Raw genomic sequence first — 23420 nt, forward strand, 5'->3', positions numbered from 1 at the left:
TACGTATATATTCATATATGAAATTAACATTTTATATATTACCATGATTTTCAAGTTATGTAATCCAAATTTCATTTTTTCTGTTTTGAGCATTTTTTGTTTATAATGGTAAAGGAAAGAAATATGTGTACGGAGGAATATTATGCTGCAACACTCAATTACGAAAGATGAAATTATGATGATTGCGAATGAGTTCGTTCAAGGACTAGATCCACAGCAAACAGCTGATCAGGAACATGTCGCTACAGCTCGGCACCTATATCGTAGTGGTGTTGTCTACAATGTTGACTTTGATGGTTATACACTATCAGGAACTGTAGATGCGGAAGGCAACGTATATAGCGTTCATATTCCGATTCGTAACGTCGCTGAAAGTTATTGTGATTGCTTCGCACCAACACAATGTGAGCATATGCTTGCTGTATTACTATCTGCAGCGTCTAGTTTCGGGCAAGTAGGAGATGTATTAACTTTATTTAAAAATAATACGAAACCTTCCCTTCCTCCTATTCGAACTGCAAGACAAGTATTGCAATCATCAGCTTTTGAAGAAACCGATTACAAAAGTTGGCAATCGTATTTTGAAAAAGAATATGAATCATTTAAAAAAGAACAAGCTCGGCTTACTTATAAACAAATGTATTTTCTTATGAGTATCTTTACAGATTTCTATACGAAACTTGAGCGGAAAGCTCCGCGTGTCATTGCGATACATGAATTATTCAGGTTACACGCAGCACTTTACTGCTTTCAAAAGTTATTAGAAGAAATTCAGGCATTCGACGCAAACAAAACGTATTCTTATCACCAACCTGTTAATGTCATTCGCCTATTTGTAGACAAAGTGGAATCCATCGTTCGGGACTTACAATCAGAAGCGATTCCTTCAGAGTCTGAAATAATTTTACAAGAAACAGCTCGTCTCGTTCATGAAGTATTCTTCTCTACCGACACTTATACGCAAGAGCGATTTTTCATTTATCGTCACATATGGAGTGAACTTTTAAACAATAAAGAGAAAATACAAGAAGAAGAAAAACGAATCGATACGAAAATCAATCCACTATCCAAAGCGTTAGCGTCTTCCCATCTTCTCTTTTTGAATGACGAAGATCTACTAGCGATGGACTTACTAAAAAAACAGCCTGCTTCTGTTGTGAGTCTATACTTCTATTGGTTAGAAGAACTATTAAGTGCCATGCAGTGGGATCGTACGAAAAATTGGCTTTCCTTTACGTATAAACAAGTAAAGAAAACAATCCAAGATCACGAAAATACGATTTTCATAAAAGATGTCGTTCGGCTATTTGTAATCATGTATGAAACATATGCAACACATACAAATGAACAAGCTGGTTTCGAAATGATTTTACAAGAACTATTACCATATAGTTTCACAAACTACGAACAGTACGTACTCGCGAAAAAACAGTATCGCACATGGGCAGAGCTTCATCTCCTATATGGATTTGAAGCAATTGAACTGTTGAAAGAGCCACTGAAAGATATTGAAAAAGAAGCGCCAGAAGCGGCACTTCCTCTTTACCATCTTGCTGCTGTAGAGGCGATTGAAGAACGAAATCGTAAATCATATAAACGCGCAGTTCGTTACTTAAAGAAATTACGTACATTATATAAACGATTAAAACGCACCGATGAATGGGATGCTTTCATTATTCACATTGCCAATCTCCATTCACGTCTGCGTGCACTACAAGAGGAATTACGGAAAGGAAAATTAATCGATGATCAATCAAACTGAAGTAACAATTAGGCTCCAGCATGTTAGTCAAGGTTGGTTCCTTTGGGGAGAAGATGACAGCGGTACTCCATTATCCGTAACAAGTTGGAAACGAAATGCATTCACATGGCACTCCACTTCTTTCTACGGTACGTTTCTAAAAGAAGCAACCTTCGAAGGAAAACAAGGTGTTATGCTAACAAATGCACAAGCTTTTGAATACATTGCAAACAAACCGATGAATTCATTTGCACATATGCAAATAAACGGACCTATTACAGCCTTTACGAAAGATGCAAATGAATTATGGGATGCCTTTACGAGTGGTAGCTTCGTACCAGATATGAATCATTGGTCCAAACAACCATCTTGGAAAGTTCAAAATACACCAATTGAAGATGACACATTAGCATCTCTTTTCTCAGCAGCAGTTAATGAAAGCATATTACAAGATAATCGCTCAAATGACGGCTGGGAAGATGCCAAAAGACTATATGAACATTACGACTTTACGAAAAGACAATTGGAAACAGCACTACATGAAGAAGATTGGCTTCGAAAAATTGGTTATATTGAAGATGATCTTCCGTTTACAATCGGACTAAGATTGCAAGAACCACAAGAAGAATTTGAAATGTGGAAGCTTGAAACAATTGTGACACCAAAGCGCGGGGCGCATCGCATATATGTATATGAAAACATCGATTCCTTACCGAAAAGATGGCACGATTACGAAGAACGGATTACAGAGACACAAGAAGGTTTTAGTAAGCTCATACCGTGGTTAAAAGAAGAAGATACGTTCCGAAATGAGCTCTTTGAAACAGAAGCGTGGAACTTCTTAACAGAAGCAAGCAATGAATTACTTGCAGCCGGCATTACAATTTTACTACCATCATGGTGGCAAAATTTAAAAGCAACAAAACCGAAATTACGTGTCCAGTTGAAGCAAAATACAGCACAAACACAATCGTTCTTCGGTATGAATACGCTCGTTAATTTTGACTGGCGCATTTCGACGAACGGCATTGATTTATCGGAAAGCGAATTTTTCGAACTCGTTGAACAAAACAAACGTCTATTTAATATAAACGGTCAATGGATGCGACTAGATCCAGCCTTTATCGAAGAAGTAAGGAAACTCATGAACCGTGCCGATAAATACGGACTAGAGATGAAAGATGTCCTGCAGCAACATTTATCAAATACGGCTGAAACCGAAATTGTAGAAGATAATAGCCCGTTTACTGATATTGAAATCGAACTAGATGGATATTATGAAGAACTCTTCCAGAAGCTGCTTCATATTGGAGATATTCCAAAAGTAGATGTCCCTACTTCACTAAACGCAACACTTCGTCCGTATCAACAACACGGTATTGAATGGTTATTATATTTACGAAAGCTTGGATTTGGAGCATTGCTAGCTGACGATATGGGACTTGGGAAAAGTATTCAAACAATCTCTTACTTACTATATATAAAAGAAAACAATCTCAAAACTGGCCCTGCATTAATCGTAGCGCCGACATCTGTTCTTGGAAATTGGCAAAAAGAATTTGAGCGTTTCGCATCGAATTTACGTGTCCAATTACATTACGGAAGTAATAGAGATAAAGGCAATTCATTTGAAGATTTCCTTCAATCAGCAGATGTTGTATTAACATCTTATGCATTGGCTCAGCTCGATGAGGAAGAACTGACTTCATTATGCTGGGATGCTGTTATTTTGGATGAAGCACAAAATATTAAGAACCCACATACGAAACAGTCCAAAGCAGTACGCAACTTGCAAGCAAATCACAAAATCGCTTTAACTGGTACACCAATGGAAAATCGCCTCGCTGAACTTTGGTCCATTTTTGACTTTATTAATCATGGATATCTTGGAAGCTTAGGACAATTCCAGCGCCGCTTCGTCACACCGATTGAAAAAGATCGTGATGAAGGAAAAATCCAGCAAGTTCAACGGTTTATCTCACCATTTTTACTGCGCCGAACGAAGAAAGATCAAACAGTCGCATTAAATTTACCAGATAAACAAGAACAAAAAGCTTACTGTCCTCTTACTGGTGAACAAGCTTCCTTATATGAACAACTTGTTCAAGATACACTGCAAAATGTAGAAGGATTAAGCGGAATTGAAAGACGCGGTTTTATATTACTTATGCTGAACAAGCTAAAACAAATTTGTAATCATCCAGCTCTTTATTTAAAAGAAGAAGAGCCACAAAATGTCGTTGAACGCTCTATGAAAACAAAAACGTTAATGGAGCTCATCGAAAATATAAAAGATCAAAATGAAAGTTGCCTCATCTTCACTCAATACATCGGTATGGGAAACATGCTAAAACGTGTGCTAGAAGAACAATTCGGCCAGCGTGTCCTCTTCTTAAACGGTAGTGTACCGAAAAAAGATCGTGACAAGATGATTGAGGAGTTCCAAAACGGAACGTATGACATTTTCATCTTATCCTTAAAAGCTGGCGGAACAGGATTAAACTTAACCGCTGCCAACCATGTCATTCACTACGATCGTTGGTGGAACCCAGCTGTGGAAAACCAAGCAACAGACCGCGCATATCGCATTGGTCAAAAACGATTTGTTCATGTTCACAAACTCATTACAACAGGAACATTAGAAGAAAAAATTGATGAAATGCTAGAAAGAAAACAATCCCTAAACAATGCGGTCATCACAAGCGATAGCTGGATGACTGAACTATCAACAGACGAACTAAAAGAATTACTTGGTGTATAAAGTGAAACTTGAATCAGGCCGTTTACGGGGAGTTTTACTACCCGTAAAAAAAAGCGCTAATCTCGAAATGAGATTAGCGCTTTTTTCTATTCCAAAACCAATTACTTATTATAATCCCCGTTAATCCGCCGCACGTATCAAGCAATGAATCTTGCCACATTGGTGTACGGTCCCCCGTATACCATTGGTGAATTTCATCAAATGTTGCATAACCCGCAACGAAAAGAAGGGCATATATAAAACATCTTTTCCTCGAATGACCTGATCGATGAAAAGCGTAATAAATCAATGAACCTAGCATAAAGAACACCATAAAATGAGCACCTTTACGAAGGAAAAACTCAATAAATCCGCCTACACCTTTATTCGCAATACTAACAGGGGTTCCTCCACCATAATCGATAGATACCCATGAAAAATGCTCTTTCACAAATTCAACATTTACATATTGTTCAATATCTGAACGCATATCCTGCTTTTTATATGGTTGTGCCGAAGAATAGAAAATCAGCCCCATCCATAGTAATACAGGAATCCAAAATAACCATTTACGATTCATTATCCAGAATTCTCCTCTCTTAATCTTTTAAGGGTACCAAAAAAAAGAAAAAATTTCACGCCAAAACATGACATTTACACCCTATTTATAAAGTGAAAGGAGGTGATACACATGGCAATTGAAACAATCTTAATGGATTTAACTTTACGTCTAGTCTTAAACAACGGATTAGATAAGAACGGCAAAACAGTTTTCAAAAGTAAACAATTTAAACGTGTTAAAACAAATGCGAGCTTAGATCAAGTACACAACGTAGCTCATGCTCTCGCTTCCTTACAAGCATCACCACTTCACTCTGTGCAACTTGTAAGCACATCAGATCTTTCTAAACTATAAAGTAAAACTCGGATCAGTGGGGATTTTATTCATCCCCGCTGATTATTAGCCCGCAATTTAACCAGCAGACCCGAGTCCCGTAAATAGCGGGATAAATACAAAGGAGGGAATAACACATGCAAGTACTAGAATTGATTTTCGCGAAAGAAGATGGAAAAACAGTCGTTTTTTCTATCGATACGCCTATCACACCAATCGATGCACAAGTCGTAAATCAAGTAATGGATACAATCCTTGCCTCATCTGTATTTTCATCCATTGATGAAAATACAAGAAAAAAGGGAGCTCGCCTTGTAGAAAAAAATGTATCTGAAGTTCCAATTACTCTGTAAAATAAAAAAGACGAATCTGCATCATTTTGCAGATTCGTCTTTTTTCTTCGGCATTTCAATCGGAATAAAAATCTTTGAAAAACCGACGCATACGTACTTATAATGTTCTTCACCTATATCAAACTCAGTCGTATATGTTGAGAAGAATATATAATCATTTCGCTTCGTATAATGATCAATTAATAACCCAACTTGTGGCTCAACATACTTTTTCGCTAACTTTTTACCGGCCGATGCCAAGTCGCCAAGGAGACCCTCTTCATTCTCTTTTTGAACTTCATCTAGCTTCTTACTCACATCATTACGCTTCATAAACTGCTTCGCTGCCCATTCTGTATATTCTCCTTTACTCGGATTGCTGTTTGCTAAATATACTAGGAGAATGACAACTAAAGCCATAATAATATACTTTTTCTTCATACTATATCACCGCCTACTCTTTTCTATTTTCATATATATGTACAAGCGATGCAAATTAGAAAGACTATCACCTATTGATTGTAAACGAATAGCCAAAATTTACAATATGAAATAGAATATTAACAATCAATTTACTTAATTTATATATAATTATATTCAGAATGAAAATTATAAGGGAGGATATAGAATTATGGATAATGAAAACAACATTTTTATTTCTAGTTCTACAATGATGCTTGAACCATGTAAACACCCTTATTACCGTACAAAAATTATCGACAGTAGCGGGAACCATCTTTACTCCTGTCAAACTGCTCTCCAACTTATACAGAAATCTTGTCTAACAAATATTCATTCTACTTATCAAGGGAGACGTAATGCCGTAAAAACAAAATTTAAATTTAAACAAAACGTTCCAATTCCGATCAATCATAGAGAATATATTTGTGCTTTCCCAACAGAATCTCCTGCTTCTCCAAATTGTATTTGGCTTTTCTTTAAACATGTTCATACAATAGAGTTTTTCCAAAAAGCTAAACGAGCTAAAATTCATTTTTCAAACGGAGCTACCGTAACGATACAAATTAGTTCCCATAAGCTAAGTCAGCAATTATGGAAAGCTGGATATGTATTATCCCAAATGAACATGCAAGATTCATCACCTTAATAACAAATAGAATGGAAGGTAGTATTTCCTTACCTTCCATTCTATTTGCTATTTTTATCCTCTTACACTATCTCGCATTTTCTCGAGTGCTTGCCGATACATCCATCTTACTTGATAATATGTCACTTCCATCTCTAACGCGATTTCTCCCATCGTCTTCCCTACAAAAAAACGTTCAAAAATAATATATTTCTCCTTCTCATCTAACACGCTCATAAAATCCTTCACTTTCATTTCAACGTCTTCAAAATGAAAGATATCCTCATACTCCCCTACACATACATATCTTTCTTGTACAGTAGATTCTTTCTTCAATCTCTCTAATATATAACCACGCACCGTTACGACTGCATATGCGGGAAAACTCCCTTTCTCAGCATCATACCTTTCATACGCATACCAAAGACCAATTAAACCACATTGATAATACTCTTCATGATCTTGATAAATACCTAGCTTCTTTATTTGATTCACAATCATCCCTTCATACAAAACAACTGCCTCTTTAAAAGTCGCTGGCTTCACACAGTACCCGTTTCTAAAAGGTATACCTTTCTAGTATTCCGCGGTACCTTCACAATATAAAAATAAAGAAAAGATTTCACTGTGAGTAATTTCAAATACTACCGATGGAATTTGAAATTACACTATGTAGTATTTGAAATTTTGTTGGTGGTATTTGAAATAGGGATAAAAATAAAAAAGGTGACTCTCTTGAAGAGTCACCTTTTTAAAATAATATGTTATGCACCAAAGCCGCTTACTAAACCTCTTACAACGCCGAATGCAATTGTTAGGATAAAGAAGATTACAATTAAAATCGTAGCTTGTTTCTTACTTAAACCAGCTACAATGTGTAAGCCTAGTCCTGTTAGAATGAGGCTCCAAATATTAAAAATTTCAATTGAAGAGGCAATTCCATGTGCTACTGTCCCTTGTTCAAATAAAGGAGCTAAACTTGTATAAACATCAGTGCCATTTCCATCAAAAATAAAGCCTAATCCTGCATTTAACAATCCGCCGATATAATAAACCAGATTAGCATATAAGTAAATCGATAGTATTTTCATGTACGGTGTATCATTGCTCATAAACATCATAATAATTTTATAAAAACCTGCCGCAATAAAGAGACCTATAGGTGTTCCTAATAGACCAACAAGTGCGCCTCCACCAAGGGTAAATCCTTTTACCATTGCCCCTGCTTCACCATTTAATTCTTTTGCCAATTCTGGAGTACTAATTAATGTTAAGTAAGACACTGCTGTTGCTATAATCGTTCCTAATATAACAAATAAGAAAAATACTCCCCATACCGGACTTTTCGTCTTCATTCTCTCAAATTGCTCACCTGGAGAAGTAATCATTCCTAATAATGATGGCTTCTTCGCACCTACATCTTGCGTATTAATATTTGCTTCCATTATAACGCCTCCTTCTATTTATATAACCCGTTCTAACGGGCGGTTCACTTCCTCGCAAGAGGCTACGAACCGCCCACTAGAACGGTAATGTGTAGTTTTACTACACTATTAATTACTCATAACGCAATGCTTCAATTGGATCTAATTTCGCAGCTTTATTTGCTGGAATTAATCCGAAAATAATACCGAGTGTCATCGAGAATAGTACGCCTCCAACGACAACTTCCCATGAAACAAGTGGTGGCCATTTTGCGAATGTAGAAACGATATATGCTCCGCCATACCCAAGACCAATTCCAATTAAACCACCTAGAAGTGTTAACATAACGGCTTCAATTAAAAACTGTAATAAAATTTTACTACGCGTTGCTCCAAGTGCTTTACGTATCCCAATTTCGCGCGTACGCTCTGTTACAGATACGAGCATGATGTTCATAACACCAATACCACCAACGACTAATGAAATACCAGCGATACCACCGATGATCATCGTCATAATGTTAGTAACTTTAGAAACATTTTCTTGGAATTCTTTTAAATTAACCAGTTCATATTTACCCGGAATTTCACTTGGCTTACGACTATTTAATACATCAACAGCCTGTTTCCCTGCTGCTTCTAAATCGTCTACATTTTTAGCTTGAATTGCGATACTTTGAATTTCATCTGTTCCGTATAAAACAGGCCATAACGTAAGAGGGATTAACGCTTCTTCCATTTCAAATCCCATAAATTCATTATCAGATGTATACACACCGACAATTTGCATCGGTTGTCCTTTCATCTCAATAATTTGTCCTACTGGATTTACGCCCTTAAATAACGTCTCTTCTGTTTTTGTACTAATCATCACGACGTTATTTGCATGAGAAATATCTGATTCATTTAAAGTACGTCCCTTTACGACCTTTACTTTATTAACCGCAAAATATTCATTATCAAGACCAATAACATTCAAATTTGCTTTTTTATCATTTACATCAAGCACCTCTGAATTCTGGTTTGTCGTAATAACATGTGAAACATCTTTCACTTGTTTTACTTCCAAAATATCCTCTTCCGTTAACTTCGGCATTTCAAATCCACCTATAGCAAACTCATCATTAATATCTGGTTTAAATTGAATTGGCATAAGGTTATTACCACCAGAACCTGCGAATTTCGACTTCAGCATCGCTTCCCCGCCTTGCCCAATTGCAACGACAGTAATAATCGAACCTACCCCGATAATAATACCGAGCATCGTAAGAGCTGAACGTAGTTTATGAGCTAAAATAGAAGATAGGGCAATTTTTATACTATCTAGTAAACTCATACCGCACACCTTCTATCTTCTGTAACTTTCCCGTCTCGCAGTACAATACGGCGGGAAGAATACGCTGCTACTTCCTCTTCATGCGTAACCATAACAATCGTCGTACCTTCTGCATTAAGCTTCGTGAAAATATCCATAACTTGCTCACCAGACTTCGTATCAAGTGCACCCGTCGGTTCATCGGCCATAATGAACGTTGGATTATTTGCAATCGCTCTTGCAATCGCTACACGCTGCTTCTGTCCACCGGATAACTCATTTGGTAAATGATGCACGCGATCCGCCAATCCAACTTTACCTAACGCCTCCAAAGCACGCTTGCGACGCTCCGCTTTCTTCACGCCACCGTATACGAGCGGAAGCTCAACATTTTCCACTGCGGAAAGGCGAGGCAGTAAATTAAAATGCTGGAATACAAAGCCAATATATTCATTACGAATTAAAGCAAGCTTTGACTCGTCTGCTGTTAAGATATTCACGTCATTCAGCTTATATTCGCCTTCTGTTGGACGATCTAAGCAACCAATAATATTCATAAGCGTTGACTTACCAGAACCAGACGGTCCCATAATCGAAACGAACTCACCGCTCTGAATCGTTAAACTAATACCGTGCAAAATCGGCACCGCCAATTTCCCCTGATAATACGTTTTAGCAATATTATTTAACGTAATCATTTTTCTTTCACTTCCATTCCGTCATACACATCGTCGGAAGGATTTTTAACCACCTTTTGCCCCACTGTTACGCCTTCTACAACCTCTGTCCAGTCTCCATCAGTAGAACCTTTTTTCACATTTTGTTTACGAAGCTTTCCTTTATCCTCAACATAAACAAATGCATCATCGCCTTTTTCTACAATGCTTTTACTTGGAACAGCAATCATCGTCTTATTCTCTAAGTTTACTTGCAATGAAACGTGGTAACCTGGCGATAAACCGTCTTGACTATCAAGACTTGCCTTATATGTATACTGAGACATATTTTGAGTTGCTTCACCCATGCCGCCAGCTTGCGCCATCTCTGCGCTCGTTGGGAACTCACTTACCTCTGTAATCTTACCTGTCCACTTCTTCTTATTATTTGCTTTCGCCGTTACAGTGAATGTTTGATCCTTTTGAATTTGTGACTTCTGAAGCTCAGTTAACGTACCTTGAACTTGGAATGGATCTTTAGAAGCTACTTGTAAAAACGATTTTCCTTGACCACCTAACGCTTGAGATGAACTTTGTGCCGCATCTTTATCTAACTTTTGAACAACACCAGCGAAATTACTATAAATCGTAAGCTCTTTCTGCTTCTTACTTAACTCTTCTTTCTGCAACTTTCCTTTTTCTTTCTCAAGATCAGTTGTCTTTTGAGCTATCTCTAACTCGTTTACTTGCTCGTCCATCGGATCCGTTACTTCTTTCCCAGCTCCGCTATCTTTCGCCTTCTTAATCTCTTTCTTTAACGAATCAATCTTCTTTTTTCCTTGATCATAACGCATATCCGCCATCTTCTGATCAAGCTCAGCTTGCTTCATTTGAAGGTTAATCCCTTCATTGTCATAAGAGAATAACTTCGTACCTTTTTCTACCTCTTGCCCTTCTTTTACCTCAATATCTTTCACTTTTCCTTTGGCCGGATCTGCATAGAAGCTTTCAATATTACCAGGCTTCACCTGACCAGAAATTAACTTTGTATTATTCAGCTTACGCTCTGTCACTTTCTCAAAACTTACAGCATCAGCATTTGTTGATGCACCCTTCTTCTTACCTTGCATAACAAAAATATTAATTGCCGCTACAATAACAATTAGTGCAATAACCCCAATAATAATCCATTTCTTCTTCTTGTTTGGAGTACGAACCGTATTTGGTAACATATTCTCGCTCCCTTTTATAACTTAATAGTTTAATATAAAAATTGTATAAAACTTTCTGAAAATACATTACATATTATTACATTATTTTTACAAAGTTTTACACATCCATTTATATTGTAACAAAAATTCCAATGATTAGAAATATGACATTATATCTTTTAAGATAGATTTAAGGAAAGGAAAAAGGGCAATTTTAATTGAATGGAAGCCATTCTTTATTAACAAACTTCTTGCCAAAATGAATCATTAAAATCATTTTCCTAATTGTATCATCGCTATTTTGTCATATATATTTGACATTTCATCTATTCAATTATAAAATGTCACATATAAATGACATTTCGGTAAACGAGGTCTACAACCATCAATGGGAGGATTATATTTGAATAACGTTAAACAATATCGAAAATCTGAAGGTCTATCGCAGCTAGAATTAGCTAAAAAAGTTAACGTAGCGAGACAGACAATAAATTTAATTGAAAACAATAAATATAACCCCTCTTTAGCCTTATGTATCGAATTAGCAAAAGCACTAAAAACAGATTTAAATAGTCTATTTTGGGAGGGAGATTAAATGATGAAAATTGAATGGAAAGAAAGAGTTTATAATAGTTTTGTTGGAACACTAAGTGAGAGAGATGAATACCAAAAACAAGAAATCAATAAAGAGTTATCTGTAGCTGGAATTGGTTTGTGGTGGTTAAATATGTTGGTAATGCTTATTATGTTACTTGTTGATACTATGAATCACACAATATCTATAGGGACAATATTCATTTTTCTATCTAATATGATTTATGCTAATTACTTAGCCTTTAAATTCAAGAAAAAAGGTTTAAGTGATACTGAATGTGCAACAAAAGAAGAATATTTACAACACAAGAAAAAATTAAGAAAAGCTGGCTTAAAAGCAGGTGTGCTTTGGGGCTTTCAAATGTTTGTTTTTATGAATTATATCCTTCCCTATGTAGGCTCAGAAGAAATCTCTATTTCTTTATTTAAGGTTGTAATTTTCATCTGTGGCGGCGGATTTTTCGGTCTAACTATGTACGTAATTGGTTTATTAAATCTAAAAAAATTATATTAATTAACAAAAATCATTTACATATTAAACTGCAATTTTACATACTGTTTGTTTTTTCTAATATAAAAGCTATCCAATCACACACAATTGGATAGCTTTTTCAAACAAAATATTACGCTACTTTAGGATCTTTTCTCTCATGTCCACGTTGAACAATAAATAAGAAGATTGTTGATAAAACCGCACCTGTTAGTAGTAATATGAAACAACCATCCCAGCCAGAACGATCAACAATAACACCAATTGCTGCGTTAGCTACAAGACTTCCGCCTACATAACCGAATAGACCACACATACCAACTGTCGTACCTACTGCAAATTTCGGTACTAATTCCATCGCACTTAAACCGATTAAGAACTGTGGTACATAAATTAAACAACCGATAATAGAAACTGCAATACTTACAACAAGTACGCTAGTTGCTTGCCAATATATAAACGTACCAATAACAACTCCAACCATACTAATAATACATAATGGCATACGTTTTCCTTTAAATAATTTATCACTTAAAAAACCAACGATTAATGAACTTGGAATTGCCATACCTTCAAAGATTGCATATGCCGCATGCGCTTCTGCTTTTGAAAATCCTTTAACTGTCGTTAAATAAAGTGGAACCCAGTTAATAACACCGAAACGAATTAAATAAACAAAAGCATTCGCAATACATAAGAACCATACAAATTTATTTTTCACTACATACTTCATTAAAATTTCTTTTGGTGACATCTTGTTAGCATTATCTGCTTTTTCAAGATTTTCATAGTCATTACGATACTCATCAATTGGAGGAAGACCTTCAGATTCTGGTGTATCCTTCGCATTGATCCAAACAAGAACTGAAATTACCATTGCGATAATCGCAGGGAAAATAAACACGCCGCCTTGCCAATGGTTTTCACCAAAAATACCTACACCAATTCCGACAAGTGGTGGCACAAGCATTCCACCAACGTTATGTGAAATATTCCAAAGACCTGTTTTCGTACCGCGTTCTTTCTTCGAGAACCATTTTGTCATAACAATACTACAAGGTGGTGCTCCCATACCTTGTACAATACCGTTAACAACAAGTAATGTAACAATCATCCCAAATGATGATGCAAAGCCGAAACAAATATTTACAAGCCCTGATAAGAATAAACCGACTGCGATAAAGCGCTGGGCGAAAGCTTTATCTGATAAATTACCCATAAAGAACTTACTAAATCCATAAACAATTGCCATTACTGAACCTAGTAGACCAATTTCAGCTGTACTAAAACCATATTCTTGTACTAAATACGTACTTGATAACGTAAAGTTACTACGAACTAAATAATAAGCAGCATATCCAACTGAAATCCCGATTAACACACGAATACGTAGTAATCGATATACACGGTCGATCATATCCGCTGGCAATCTTTCAATTGCAGGTGCTGGCTTGAGCCATTTAAACATATATTTTCGTCTCCTTTTCTCACTTCAGAGAGAGACGCTGTCTATTCCATATCTCGATTATTCCGCTATTTGATATATTTTGGTTCGTCCTTCTAACCGGCTGTCCTTCTATTTCTTTCTCATTCTTCGCAAACATAGTTGGTACGCCAAACGACACTTTTTCTAAAATGTGACCCGCTTCTTCTGATAAACAATAATCAATAAATAAATCCGCAATAATACCACTCGGTGCACGTTTTAGTTTAGAAATCGCATTAACGGATAACCCTGTTTGCTCAGGTTCGTTACTTAAAATCGGAAAGCCTTGTTTTTGAAGCATTCTCTGATCTCCCATAAAGTTGATGCCTACCATATATTCACCACTCGCAACAAGTTCTGCTGGGATGTAACCATTCACTGTTACTTCTCCAACTTGTTCTGCCAGATTCTTCACATATTCCTTCGCTTCCTCTTCACCTAACGTATCAATAAGTGACTGAAAAAACGTATATGCTGTACCTGAAACATTTGGATCGGGCATGACAATCTTTCCTTTATATACTGGATTCAATAAATCTTTCCATCTTAACGGATACGAGAGACCGAGCGGCGCTATTTCCTCGCTCCACCGCTCTTTATTAATCGCAATTGCCAGCTTCTCCACTTCATAACCGTACCAATAACCATCTTTATCTTTAACAGTTTTTGAAATACGATTTGCATGTTGGCTTATCACAGGAATAGAAAGATTTTTTTGCTTCATCATTTGATGCGCATCTACTGTACCGCCAATAATAATATCCGCCTTCGGATTTCCAGCTTCTTCTTCCACTCTACGAAGAAGTTCTTCTGTTGAAAGACGAATAAATTCATACGTACATCCGCGCGGTTTACAAAATGATGAAAGTAACGCTTCACCAACTTCCTCACGAGCCGCTACATACGCAACAATATGACGATCATCCAAAATAGGGAGACCATTTTTACTATATTTAATAGAGGTTGTATCTCGAGAGCAACTAGACATCGCTCCTCCAATTACTAGCAAAAAGAAGAAAAAGGCTATCTTTCTCATGACGCATTCTCCTTTACGAATAACTCTGCTAGAGAGCCTTTCATATACATGACATTACCGTTATTATCACCGAGATATTGCACCACAAAGTACGATGGATACACAGAAATCGTAAGAATATCTTCACGATCATTCTTTACACGCTTACCTGTTTTATAAGCTGTAATATAAGCAATCGGTTCATTCTGCGATTGTAATAACTTCTGAATTTCTCCGTAATCTGTAATTTGCTTTGCGTATCGAATAGAATCAAGTATGTGCGTAAGATTGATAGTACGTACCACATCGCCTTGACGTACTACGACATCCTTTGCTGAAGCAAAGAAATCACTAATACGCTCTGGTGTGTAATACAGGCTTAATAAATACGTTTGAAGTGCTGAAATCATCGGATCCATGCCATTCTTTCCGTATACATTTTCCCCATACTGGAACAAGTCACCTACTGCAAAAGTACGCTTATGTCCATTCAAGTACGTTACTTCTCCAGTAAATACTTGTTCTTTGCTCTTAACGTCACCTGGCTCTATTCGAATTCGGTCAAAGAATGAAACAATCGTATGCAAACGAACTTCATCCGTTACAACAATTTCTCCCCACTTTTCATGTCTTACTTTCACTTCAATTGGAAGAGATTCATTCACCCTTTGTAAAACGGCTTGTTTATCATTTACAATGTTGATTCGATTATATATTTGCTTCTCCATAACATAAAACAAAACAAGAGAAACAATCATACAAATGACAAACATAAGAATTTGAAATGATAGCCTTTTCATTTCTGCCTACCTCCAAGATAAAAAAACGTTGTTTCGAAAATACCGCATAATTGTTTCATAAATGTATCATTTAACCGCTTTCAAGTTTTTTATGTCTTCCATCCTTCTCGGAAGCAAAAATGTAATGAATATTGTAGTACCTATTTCTTCACTACTCTCAATCCGCATGCTTCCGCCCTGCTTACTCATAATCTCCTGACAAATATACAAACCATAACCATTCCCGTAACTAGAAGGAAGTGCCTTTCCTTTCGGAGACTCATTCCACTCTGCAAGCACCACTTCATCTATACCGATCCCATCATCATGAACAAAAACCTTCGCCTCCTGCTCATTTACAATTACATTCATACGAATGTGCGAAGCATCACTATACTTAATTGCATTATCAAGCACATTTAAGAAAATTTGCTTCGTCTTATCAAAATCTGCAACAACATGTACATCCGTTAACTCATTTATCACTTCAATTTCAAACTGATTTAGACGAGGTTTCACAATTGAAACTGCTTCTTCTGCCAATTCCTTTATATTCACAACTGTAGGAGACACCTCAAACGTACTCGTCCCATATTTCGAAGACTTAAGCAGTTCCTCTACAAGTGATAATAAACGCTCACTTTCCACCGCCACATAACGAAGACTTTCCTGTACATCTTCTTTCGATTGTAACTTTGGAATTAAATCAACATAACCGATAATTGCCGTTAGCGGTGTTTTTAGCTCATGCGTAATGCGATCTAGGAAATCTTTCTGCTTCTCTTTCTCCTCCTGCAATTGCTTAATATGCAGCTCAATTCCATCGGCCATCGCGTTAAAAGATGCTGAAAGCTGAGCGATTTCCACGTACTCATTTAACTCTATCTTACTCTTATAATCACCATTCGCGAGCCTCTGTGCCATTTGTCTCAACTGATCAATTGGTTTATGAAGAGACTTCGCTAAACGAATCGCAAAGAAAATACCGGTAGCTACTAAACAAAGAGACGTCATTAAGAAAGTCCAGCTCACATTTGTTAAAACTTCCTTCTCACCCGTTAACTCATTTATAAAACGAATACTTCCAATGACATCGTTTCCATAATATACTGGGCTTGAAAACAAAAGAATGGGAGCGGGATCCGCCTCCTCAAAAACATAAGACTTCTTTCCCTTCAAGGAACTCTCAATGTCAATGTTACGGTGAAGCAATGCTCCTTTTTGTGTATCTGCAACAACATCGCCATTCTTCCCGATCATCTGCACACGGACATCCATACGCTTCGCTAAATACGACGCAATTAAAAGTGAATTCGGACCAAGCGTATCCACTTCTGCTTCCTTCTCTAAATAATTCATCGTATAAATTTGTGCTTCTACACTTAACTTTTCTAAAGAATCTGCTGCGTTATGATACATATTCTTTTCTAACGTAATATAAACAACTGCATATAAAAGAACAAAAATCGGAATTAACAGCCCAACTATTCCGAACACCATATTTCGCTTTAAAGACATACCATCACCACTTAACAATCCAGTTTATAGCCAACGCCATAAATTGTCTTAATATATTCTCCGCTCGTCCCAAGCTTCTTTCGAAGTCTCTGCACCATAATATCAACTGCTCTTGTATTTCCGATATACTCAAACCCCCATACTTTCTCAAGTAACTCATCCCTCATAAACACACGCTGCGGATTTGAAACAAACAACTGACATAAATTAAACTCTCGGTACGTTAACTGAATCTCTTGTCCACTCACATGTACCTTTCTTTCCTTAGGACAAATCACTATCTCTCCAGCCTCAATTACTTCATGACTTACAGCAGTCTCCGTCTTCTTTACACGCCGCGCCATATTCTTAACCCGAAGAATAAGCTCCGCATAATTAAACGGCTTCGTCACATAATCATCAGCACCAAGCTGCAATCCAAGCAACTTATCATTCATCTGACTCTTTGCCGTTAACATAAGCACCGGAATATCCCTATCCCTCTCACGGAACAAACGAAGCAACTCATACCCATCCGTATCCGGAAGCATAACATCCAAAATCAATACATCCGGCCCTTCATTCCATCGCTCCAAAGCTTCTCTCCCATCAGCCGCTGCCAATACTTCATAACCTTCCATCTCCAACTGCATCCGAATCAAATTACGAATACTCGATTCATCATCAACCACAAGTATTTTCATTATTTTCCTCCTTCCATCATGTATTATAGTACAGTTTAGTATAGCAAAAATCGTACAAAAAAAGAGAGGGTATTGTCGAACATATTTTGTCGACGATACCCTCTCCCCTTTTATTATTTAGCTACAAAATAATCCGTTACATATTGTGCCCAAACTTCATGACCTTTAGCAGTTGGGAAACCAAATTCTTCTTTTAAGTATGGTAGGATAGCCTTTGTCGATGCATCCGGCCACGCTCCCCAATGATCAATATATGTATAATTATTTTGCGTTGCAAATTGTTTTAATGCTTCAATTGCTTTCGGATAATTCTTCGCACCATACACTGGATTTGATGGTTGAATCATAATCGTAGCACCCTTTGCACTAGTAGAAAGTGCTTGAACGAACTTCTGTGTATTTACTACAGAGTTTCCATTACCAGTTTTACCATTATCAGTAATAAACGGTGGCTCAAATAAAATTACATCTGGATTCTCTTTCGCAATCTCTTTATCACGTTTATTCACGATTAACTCTTCTGTGCTTTCACCCTTATATTCCTTTACAGTCACATTCCATAAACCTTTACCGTAAGCCGTTTCTAAATTAGCCGTTAACTTAGCTGCCCAAGCACCGTTTTCAGGTGAAGAAGCTTCATCACCAACAATAATAAGGTTTACTGCCTTTTTATCCTCAGCAGCTTTCTTTAACTTCTCTTTCACTGCATCTGGCAAATTCTTCGCGTATGCTTCATTAAAAGATGACTTCGTATCTTGTTTCTTCTCTTCCTTTTTCTCTTCTTTCTTCGCTCCGCTATCTTTCACTTCAGCCTTTGTTTTCGTTACTTCACTCGTTTGTCCTGTTGCATTCGCAATCTTCTTATTCCAGTATATTTTACCACTCACAATCGAAGCAGCAAACAATACAAAAATAATAAGGACAAGTACTGCTTTCTTATTCATCGATTCACCTCATCTATTAATCTCACAATATATAATACTAATATAAATTCATGCAAAAATAAACCCAACTCCTTCCAAAGGAGCTGGGTTATTACATATTACTTAGTTAATTCAAGATGTGCTCTTAACTTATTCGTTATATCTTGTTTCGCTGCATCCGGAACATAGTAATACCAAATACCATCAGCGGCTTTGTGGCCGTCGCCTGGGATTTGGATTTCTTCACTGTTTTGCATACAATCTTTATAGTTCTTTTGAATATCAAACATTTGGTCTTGTGTTAAACTTGTTTTAACGTTTTTCTCAATTGCTTTTAACACATCACCGTAACTTGCCAGAGAAGATACGCTTGCACCCTTCTTAATTACAGCCTGAATAACTTGACGTTGGCGCATTTGACGGCCAAAGTCACCGCGTGGATCCGCATAACGCATACGAGAATATACTAAAGCTTTTTTCCCATCTAAATGTAAATCCCCTTTTGGATAATCAAAACCGTCCATTTTAAAGCTCATATCGTTATTAATATCCACACCACCAACAGCATCTACAATATCCCTGAATCCTTCCATATTTACCTCAATATAATGATCAACTGGAATATCGAGGAAATTCTCGACTGTTTTCACTGCCATATCGATTCCGCCGAATGCATAGGCATGATTTATTTTATCTTTCTTGCCCTTTCCAACAATTTCTGTATAAGAATCACGCGGAATACTAATAATTTTCATTGAATTAGATTTAGGATTTAATGTAAATAACATTAGAGAATCTGAGCGACCTTGATCTTCCCCACGTTGATCGACACCCATTAATAAAATTGAAATAGGTTTTCTATCAGCAATATCTACCTTTCCATCCCTTTTATCTGATTTTTCACGGTCCAATGGTTTATGCACTGCATTTAATGTATTAGATACATTTGAATAAACAGTATATGCATAGATCCCTGTGCCAACTAGGATAACGCCTATAATACTTAAAGCCCAAAGAAATATTTTTTTCTTCAAGATATTCGCCTCTTCCTTTAAATGTAGTTCCTATTTAATATAGTACTTAATGAGTTAAACCATCCACTAGTTTTTGATATTCCTCAATAATTTTTCTATTCATAATATTACTAGTAAACTTTTCTTCATATATATTCCTGCCCCGTTTTCCCATTTCTTTCAATTCTATTTTATCAAGGTTTAATAATATATCTACTAAATCATTGGGTTTTTCTAAATCAAATATATATCCATTAACTTCTTGGTTAATCAATTCCGGTAATGCCCCCCTATTACTTACTATAACAGGTTTTCTATTTTTCATTGCTTCAATCGCAACCAAACCAAAACCCTCCCAACGTGAAGGCATTATAACCGCATCCATATCAGAATAATAACTATCTAATAATTTATTGTCGATCCAGCCTAAATTTATAACATTTTGAGGAAATTGAAATTCAGCCTGACTTACAACAGGTTCACCGATAATATATAATTTAATCTTTGGTAAATTATTATTTTTAAAAATATCTATTAAAATATCTAGACCTTTTTGCTTATCAAATCTTCCAACAAAGAGTAAATTTATACAATCTTTTTCTATTTCTAATGATACCCTTTTATCATTACTCCTATCAGAAATCCCATTATATATAATTGTAGATTTATTTTTAGGCAAATGATATTTAAGTGAGTTTGTGTACTCATCTAGAGAAATATTAACTATAGTATCGGTTTTAAGAGCTAACACTCTCTCTATTAAGGAGTATACTCTTTTTTTTAGCTGAGAGGTGTCCATTAAAAATGACCAGCCATGCGAACAATAAACAATTTTCACATTTTTTCTCTTAATAAAATAAAGTAATCTAACATATAGGCCCGCAAATGAACTATGCACGTGAATAATATCTGGTTTTATCAAATTTATATACGCATTAATTTCCTTTATAGCTTTTATTATATATTTTGGGCTCCTTTTATAAGAATAGCCGTATATATTCTCAGAATTAATATTCTTCAATTCCCCCGAGTGTAAATCCCCATAGAGTAAAAAAACGTCATCAATGTTTTCACACTGTTCTTGATATTCTATTACCTCCTGAAGATATGTAGCAATTCCTCCCTTTACATATTCAGCTATATGTAAAACTTTCATTTAATCCACTCCTAAAATTATTAAATCTAGAAGCTACTTTAAAACCCTTTCTTGTACACCCTCCATATAAAAGTTAGCAATATATAATTTATATACAAAGAATAGTAGTTTCAAACTAAACTTAGCTTCATTCTTTATAATACGCTTAAAAACAAAATTACAATTTTTAACTAAAAATTGTATACAATATTTTTTATACTTTGGAACAGTATCTCTAGCTTTTAATGGCTCTAAATATTTAAAGTTGCCAAAGAAGTTAATTATTTCGGGATGTTTTTCTAATAATATAGGCATATTATATTGGGCCAAATTTTTTATTCGTTTACAATATACTTTTAAACTTATCCTCTCATCAAAGTGATGTACATCCCCATCCTGCTCTATTAAACTAATCTCATAATCATTTTTAAATAATCTATAACCAAACTCGATATCTTCCGATCCCCAATACTTAAAATCTTCATCAAATCCTTGCGATTCTCTTAAATTTTCCATACGGATACTTAAATTAGCCGTAGTTACATATACAAATTCCAACTTTGTTGTATTTTCTCCATATCTTAATCTAATATTTTCTCTCTGTTCTCTAAATTGATCAAATGAATTATTAGATTTACTAGGGAAATAAATTGCCCCTATTCCTAATCCCTTCTTATTACTCATATGAAATTCAACATGTCTATTAATAAATTGATTGGTAATAGGTACACAATCTGAATCCAACATTATAACTAATTCATTTGAACTATTCTCAATTGCCTTATTTCTAGTCTTACTTCGACCGCTATTTTTATTATTGACAAATAATTTTATATTTTCGTAGTTATCAACAAACCCCTGAATTACACTAACACTTTCATCAGTAGATGCATCGTCAACTAAAATAATCTCATACTTATTTTTATCATAATCTTGCTCAATTAAAGAATTAAGCACTTGTCCAATTATACTCTCAGAATTAAAAACCGGTATCACAATACTTACAGATAACATTTAAGATATTCCACTCCTTTTGAAACTATACTAAGGCATACCATTTAAATGAGGTTTGTTATTTTGGTAATTCCAATCTATAAAAGCAAAGAATAACCAAATCTCATACTTAATTTCTAAATTTATAAAACTAAATACTGATATAAGAACAAAAATTAAGCAAAATCTCAGCATTTTATCATTTTTTGTTATTTGATTAGCCACTTTAGAAGAATAGAAGAAGTACAGTAAAGCTCCTATTCCCCCCTGTACTAACCAGTTAAAAAAGCTAGATTTAATAGCTAATCCTTTGGTTGTACCCGTTAATCTTTGCAATTCATCTAAATTAGGTGAAACATTAAATAGTGTAACAAATATCTCTCTTAATAATTCAATTATCCCCTGAATACTCTCTACTAATAAAACAATATAAACACCTGTACCCACACCAAAAGGGTTTGTAACAAATACTTTTATTGCTACCATAAATAAACCTAGTCTTGTAGAAACTGATGTATATTTCTCAATATCACTCATAAGAGAAGAATAAAAATCATCCTTTAAAATCATAAAAACTAAAGCGGTACAGCATAGTAACAAGAAGCTGAAAATAATATTTTTTACACTAATTCTAAATATATTAATAAAGTTAAATGCAAAAAAGATTAGACTTACTACAAAAACGATAAAAAAGCCTTTTGAACCAGTGAGGAATACATAAGCAAGTAATGAAATTATTATAGTTATCGTATACAATCTAACTTTAAAATTATTAAAAAGTTTTTTCGCTAAATATAAAGTAAGAATACTATATATAAGATAAATTGTTCCAGTCCAACTACTCTCCACTGTTAATAATCTAATTCTATAGTAGGGCTCATCGGATGAATGAAGCCACATCCACGCACTTGGCATACTAAAATACTCTAAGGCCATAATAATATTTAATATCATTAAATTAACAAAAAATGCTCTAAAAATAACCTTAGTCTTAATTATCGAAAACAACAAAGAACAATGCCTATAAAAAAGAAATATTATTATGAAATACATTTGCCCTTTTACAAATTTCAAGAAAATGTCTTCATTTAAGTATACATATACCCCTTTTAAAGAGTATATAAAAACATATATAAGCCCAACACAAAATACATAGATAATATACATAAACAAATATTTTTGCAGTTTAGTTATATTTATTTTCTTACACTTAATATTTAATATTTCTCCTATAATAAAGAAAGGCAATAATAAAAAGATAGGGGAGCGACCTATCTCCCCTATCTTATTAACTAAGAAAAAATCCTGATACGTTACTAAAAATAATAGTAATGTTAGATATATAAAACTAAAAAATCTTAAGATCAACATAATCCCAGCCTTTTAAATA

The 23420-nt window shown here is 35.3% G+C and carries 24 protein-coding genes; 7 read left to right on the forward strand and 17 right to left on the reverse strand.

What is annotated here, in order from left to right; all coding sequences use genetic code 11:
* The first annotated feature begins 142 nt into the window (after positions 1 to 142).
* A complete protein-coding gene (locus ACO6VI_RS06845) occupies positions 143 to 1762 on the forward strand; it encodes an SWIM zinc finger family protein (protein ID WP_088019807.1) in 1620 nt (539 codons plus the stop codon).
* Positions 1746 to 4502: a DEAD/DEAH box helicase gene (locus ACO6VI_RS06850; RefSeq protein ID WP_088019809.1), complete on the forward strand. Its 2757-nt coding sequence runs from the start codon at positions 1746 to 1748 to the stop codon at positions 4500 to 4502. The genes ACO6VI_RS06845 and ACO6VI_RS06850 overlap by 17 nt, the downstream gene beginning before the upstream one ends.
* Before the next feature lie 73 nt (positions 4503 to 4575).
* On the opposite strand, the gene ACO6VI_RS06855 is transcribed toward ACO6VI_RS06850, so the two are convergent.
* On the reverse strand, positions 4576 to 5061 hold the full coding sequence (locus tag ACO6VI_RS06855) for a VanZ family protein (protein ID WP_001080707.1): 486 nt from the start codon (positions 5059 to 5061) through the stop codon (positions 4576 to 4578).
* A 111-nt stretch (positions 5062 to 5172) separates the two neighbouring features.
* On the opposite strand from ACO6VI_RS06855, the gene ACO6VI_RS06860 reads away from it, so the two are divergent.
* Together ACO6VI_RS06860 and ACO6VI_RS06865 are read left to right on the forward strand one after the other, a co-directional pair.
* Complete coding sequence (locus ACO6VI_RS06860; protein ID WP_088019811.1) at positions 5173 to 5397, forward strand: DUF1659 domain-containing protein; 225 nt, start codon at positions 5173 to 5175, stop codon at positions 5395 to 5397.
* Between the two features lie 116 nt (positions 5398 to 5513).
* A complete protein-coding gene (locus tag ACO6VI_RS06865) occupies positions 5514 to 5729 on the forward strand; it encodes a DUF2922 domain-containing protein (protein ID WP_001197593.1) in 216 nt (71 codons plus the stop codon).
* Between the two features lie 21 nt (positions 5730 to 5750).
* On the opposite strand, the gene ACO6VI_RS06870 is transcribed toward ACO6VI_RS06865, so the two are convergent.
* Positions 5751 to 6149, reverse strand: a complete 399-nt coding sequence (locus tag ACO6VI_RS06870; protein WP_000731400.1) for a DUF4359 domain-containing protein — start codon at positions 6147 to 6149, stop codon at positions 5751 to 5753.
* A gap of 190 nt (positions 6150 to 6339) precedes the next feature.
* Here ACO6VI_RS06870 and ACO6VI_RS06875 point away from each other — a divergent pair, with 190 nt between their 5' ends.
* Positions 6340 to 6816 (forward strand): competence protein ComK, encoded by a 477-nt coding sequence (locus tag ACO6VI_RS06875; RefSeq protein WP_000368314.1) that lies wholly within the window; start codon positions 6340 to 6342, stop codon positions 6814 to 6816.
* 54 nt (positions 6817 to 6870) lie between these two features.
* Here the strand turns inward: ACO6VI_RS06875 and ACO6VI_RS06880 are convergent, their stop codons facing one another.
* The 5 genes from ACO6VI_RS06880 to ACO6VI_RS06900 all read right to left on the reverse strand — a co-directional run bounded on the left by ACO6VI_RS06880 (position 6871) and on the right by ACO6VI_RS06900 (position 11422).
* Entirely contained in the window at positions 6871 to 7341 is a 471-nt protein-coding gene (locus tag ACO6VI_RS06880; protein WP_003272436.1) for a sigma-70 family RNA polymerase sigma factor, read from the reverse strand.
* Positions 7342 to 7559: 218 nt separating this feature from the next.
* Positions 7560 to 8240 (reverse strand): Yip1 family protein, encoded by a 681-nt coding sequence (locus tag ACO6VI_RS06885; protein WP_000387927.1) that lies wholly within the window; start codon positions 8238 to 8240, stop codon positions 7560 to 7562.
* A gap of 112 nt (positions 8241 to 8352) precedes the next feature.
* Entirely contained in the window at positions 8353 to 9555 is a 1203-nt protein-coding gene (locus ACO6VI_RS06890; RefSeq protein WP_000054362.1) for an ABC transporter permease, read from the reverse strand.
* On the reverse strand, positions 9552 to 10232 hold the full coding sequence (locus ACO6VI_RS06895) for an ABC transporter ATP-binding protein (protein ID WP_000631619.1): 681 nt from the start codon (positions 10230 to 10232) through the stop codon (positions 9552 to 9554). The genes ACO6VI_RS06890 and ACO6VI_RS06895 overlap by 4 nt, the downstream gene beginning before the upstream one ends.
* Positions 10229 to 11422, reverse strand: a complete 1194-nt coding sequence (locus tag ACO6VI_RS06900) for an efflux RND transporter periplasmic adaptor subunit (protein WP_422423023.1) — start codon at positions 11420 to 11422, stop codon at positions 10229 to 10231. Before ACO6VI_RS06900 ends, ACO6VI_RS06895 begins: the two co-directional genes overlap by 4 nt.
* 382 nt (positions 11423 to 11804) lie before the next feature.
* Between ACO6VI_RS06900 and ACO6VI_RS06905 the strand changes: the two genes are divergently transcribed.
* A complete protein-coding gene (locus ACO6VI_RS06905) occupies positions 11805 to 11996 on the forward strand; it encodes a helix-turn-helix transcriptional regulator (protein WP_001067016.1) in 192 nt (63 codons plus the stop codon).
* Positions 11997 to 12509 carry a DUF3278 domain-containing protein gene (locus ACO6VI_RS06910; RefSeq protein WP_000975591.1) on the forward strand — a complete coding sequence of 171 codons (513 nt, stop codon included), beginning with the start codon at positions 11997 to 11999 and terminating at the stop codon, positions 12507 to 12509.
* A gap of 109 nt (positions 12510 to 12618) precedes the next feature.
* On the opposite strand, the gene ACO6VI_RS06915 is transcribed toward ACO6VI_RS06910, so the two are convergent.
* From ACO6VI_RS06915 to ACO6VI_RS06960, 10 genes are all read right to left on the reverse strand, one after another.
* A complete protein-coding gene (locus ACO6VI_RS06915; protein WP_000477603.1) occupies positions 12619 to 13953 on the reverse strand; it encodes an MFS transporter in 1335 nt (444 codons plus the stop codon).
* A 19-nt stretch (positions 13954 to 13972) separates the two neighbouring features.
* Complete coding sequence (locus tag ACO6VI_RS06920; protein WP_088019813.1) at positions 13973 to 15007, reverse strand: ABC transporter substrate-binding protein; 1035 nt, start codon at positions 15005 to 15007, stop codon at positions 13973 to 13975.
* Positions 15004 to 15786, reverse strand: a complete 783-nt coding sequence (locus ACO6VI_RS06925) for a DUF3919 family protein (RefSeq protein WP_043935852.1) — start codon at positions 15784 to 15786, stop codon at positions 15004 to 15006. The genes ACO6VI_RS06920 and ACO6VI_RS06925 overlap by 4 nt, the downstream gene beginning before the upstream one ends.
* Positions 15787 to 15852: 66 nt before the next feature.
* On the reverse strand, positions 15853 to 17283 hold the full coding sequence (locus ACO6VI_RS06930; RefSeq protein ID WP_088019816.1) for a HAMP domain-containing sensor histidine kinase: 1431 nt from the start codon (positions 17281 to 17283) through the stop codon (positions 15853 to 15855).
* 11 nt (positions 17284 to 17294) lie between these two features.
* A complete protein-coding gene (locus tag ACO6VI_RS06935) occupies positions 17295 to 17966 on the reverse strand; it encodes a response regulator transcription factor (RefSeq protein ID WP_000699556.1) in 672 nt (223 codons plus the stop codon).
* Between the two features lie 113 nt (positions 17967 to 18079).
* Entirely contained in the window at positions 18080 to 18910 is an 831-nt protein-coding gene (locus ACO6VI_RS06940) for an SGNH/GDSL hydrolase family protein (RefSeq protein WP_422423028.1), read from the reverse strand.
* Between the two features lie 98 nt (positions 18911 to 19008).
* Positions 19009 to 19923 (reverse strand): LytR family transcriptional regulator, encoded by a 915-nt coding sequence (locus tag ACO6VI_RS06945; protein ID WP_422423030.1) that lies wholly within the window; start codon positions 19921 to 19923, stop codon positions 19009 to 19011.
* 46 nt (positions 19924 to 19969) lie between these two features.
* Positions 19970 to 21058, reverse strand: coding sequence for a glycosyltransferase (locus tag ACO6VI_RS06950; protein ID WP_000865923.1), 1089 nt, complete (start codon positions 21056 to 21058; stop codon positions 19970 to 19972).
* Between the two features lie 33 nt (positions 21059 to 21091).
* Entirely contained in the window at positions 21092 to 22051 is a 960-nt protein-coding gene (locus ACO6VI_RS06955; RefSeq protein WP_000953928.1) for a glycosyltransferase, read from the reverse strand.
* A 30-nt stretch (positions 22052 to 22081) separates the two neighbouring features.
* Complete coding sequence (locus ACO6VI_RS06960; protein ID WP_081144099.1) at positions 22082 to 23401, reverse strand: O-antigen ligase family protein; 1320 nt, start codon at positions 23399 to 23401, stop codon at positions 22082 to 22084.
* Positions 23402 to 23420: the final 19 nt, after the last annotated feature.

The sequence above is a fragment of the Bacillus sp. PSXD-155 genome, assembly GCF_049310765.1.
In the GTDB taxonomy this organism is placed as follows: Bacteria; Bacillota; Bacilli; order Bacillales; family Bacillaceae_G; genus Bacillus_A; species Bacillus_A cereus.

What these genes read in the sequence shown, in the direction of transcription:
- ACO6VI_RS06900 (WP_422423023.1), bottom strand. Translation starts at nt 11,422, where the DNA reads ATGTTACCAAATACGGTTCGTACTCCAAACAAGAAGAAGAAATGGATT.
- ACO6VI_RS06870 (WP_000731400.1), bottom strand. Translation starts at nt 6,149, where the DNA reads ATGAAGAAAAAGTATATTATTATGGCTTTAGTTGTCATTCTCCTAGTA.
- ACO6VI_RS06895 (WP_000631619.1), bottom strand. Translation starts at nt 10,232, where the DNA reads ATGATTACGTTAAATAATATTGCTAAAACGTATTATCAGGGGAAATTG.
- ACO6VI_RS06845 (WP_088019807.1), top strand. Translation starts at nt 143, where the DNA reads ATGCTGCAACACTCAATTACGAAAGATGAAATTATGATGATTGCGAAT.
- ACO6VI_RS06920 (WP_088019813.1), bottom strand. Translation starts at nt 15,007, where the DNA reads ATGAGAAAGATAGCCTTTTTCTTCTTTTTGCTAGTAATTGGAGGAGCG.
- ACO6VI_RS06935 (WP_000699556.1), bottom strand. Translation starts at nt 17,966, where the DNA reads ATGAAAATACTTGTGGTTGATGATGAATCGAGTATTCGTAATTTGATT.
- ACO6VI_RS06865 (WP_001197593.1), top strand. Translation starts at nt 5,514, where the DNA reads ATGCAAGTACTAGAATTGATTTTCGCGAAAGAAGATGGAAAAACAGTC.
- ACO6VI_RS06875 (WP_000368314.1), top strand. Translation starts at nt 6,340, where the DNA reads ATGGATAATGAAAACAACATTTTTATTTCTAGTTCTACAATGATGCTT.
- ACO6VI_RS06915 (WP_000477603.1), bottom strand. Translation starts at nt 13,953, where the DNA reads ATGTTTAAATGGCTCAAGCCAGCACCTGCAATTGAAAGATTGCCAGCG.
- ACO6VI_RS06950 (WP_000865923.1), bottom strand. Translation starts at nt 21,058, where the DNA reads ATGAAAGTTTTACATATAGCTGAATATGTAAAGGGAGGAATTGCTACA.
- ACO6VI_RS06955 (WP_000953928.1), bottom strand. Translation starts at nt 22,051, where the DNA reads ATGTTATCTGTAAGTATTGTGATACCGGTTTTTAATTCTGAGAGTATA.
- ACO6VI_RS06860 (WP_088019811.1), top strand. Translation starts at nt 5,173, where the DNA reads ATGGCAATTGAAACAATCTTAATGGATTTAACTTTACGTCTAGTCTTA.
- ACO6VI_RS06910 (WP_000975591.1), top strand. Translation starts at nt 11,997, where the DNA reads ATGATGAAAATTGAATGGAAAGAAAGAGTTTATAATAGTTTTGTTGGA.
- ACO6VI_RS06885 (WP_000387927.1), bottom strand. Translation starts at nt 8,240, where the DNA reads ATGGAAGCAAATATTAATACGCAAGATGTAGGTGCGAAGAAGCCATCA.
- ACO6VI_RS06890 (WP_000054362.1), bottom strand. Translation starts at nt 9,555, where the DNA reads ATGAGTTTACTAGATAGTATAAAAATTGCCCTATCTTCTATTTTAGCT.
- ACO6VI_RS06925 (WP_043935852.1), bottom strand. Translation starts at nt 15,786, where the DNA reads ATGAAAAGGCTATCATTTCAAATTCTTATGTTTGTCATTTGTATGATT.
- ACO6VI_RS06940 (WP_422423028.1), bottom strand. Translation starts at nt 18,910, where the DNA reads ATGAATAAGAAAGCAGTACTTGTCCTTATTATTTTTGTATTGTTTGCT.
- ACO6VI_RS06930 (WP_088019816.1), bottom strand. Translation starts at nt 17,283, where the DNA reads ATGTCTTTAAAGCGAAATATGGTGTTCGGAATAGTTGGGCTGTTAATT.
- ACO6VI_RS06855 (WP_001080707.1), bottom strand. Translation starts at nt 5,061, where the DNA reads ATGAATCGTAAATGGTTATTTTGGATTCCTGTATTACTATGGATGGGG.
- ACO6VI_RS06960 (WP_081144099.1), bottom strand. Translation starts at nt 23,401, where the DNA reads ATGTTGATCTTAAGATTTTTTAGTTTTATATATCTAACATTACTATTA.
- ACO6VI_RS06850 (WP_088019809.1), top strand. Translation starts at nt 1,746, where the DNA reads ATGATCAATCAAACTGAAGTAACAATTAGGCTCCAGCATGTTAGTCAA.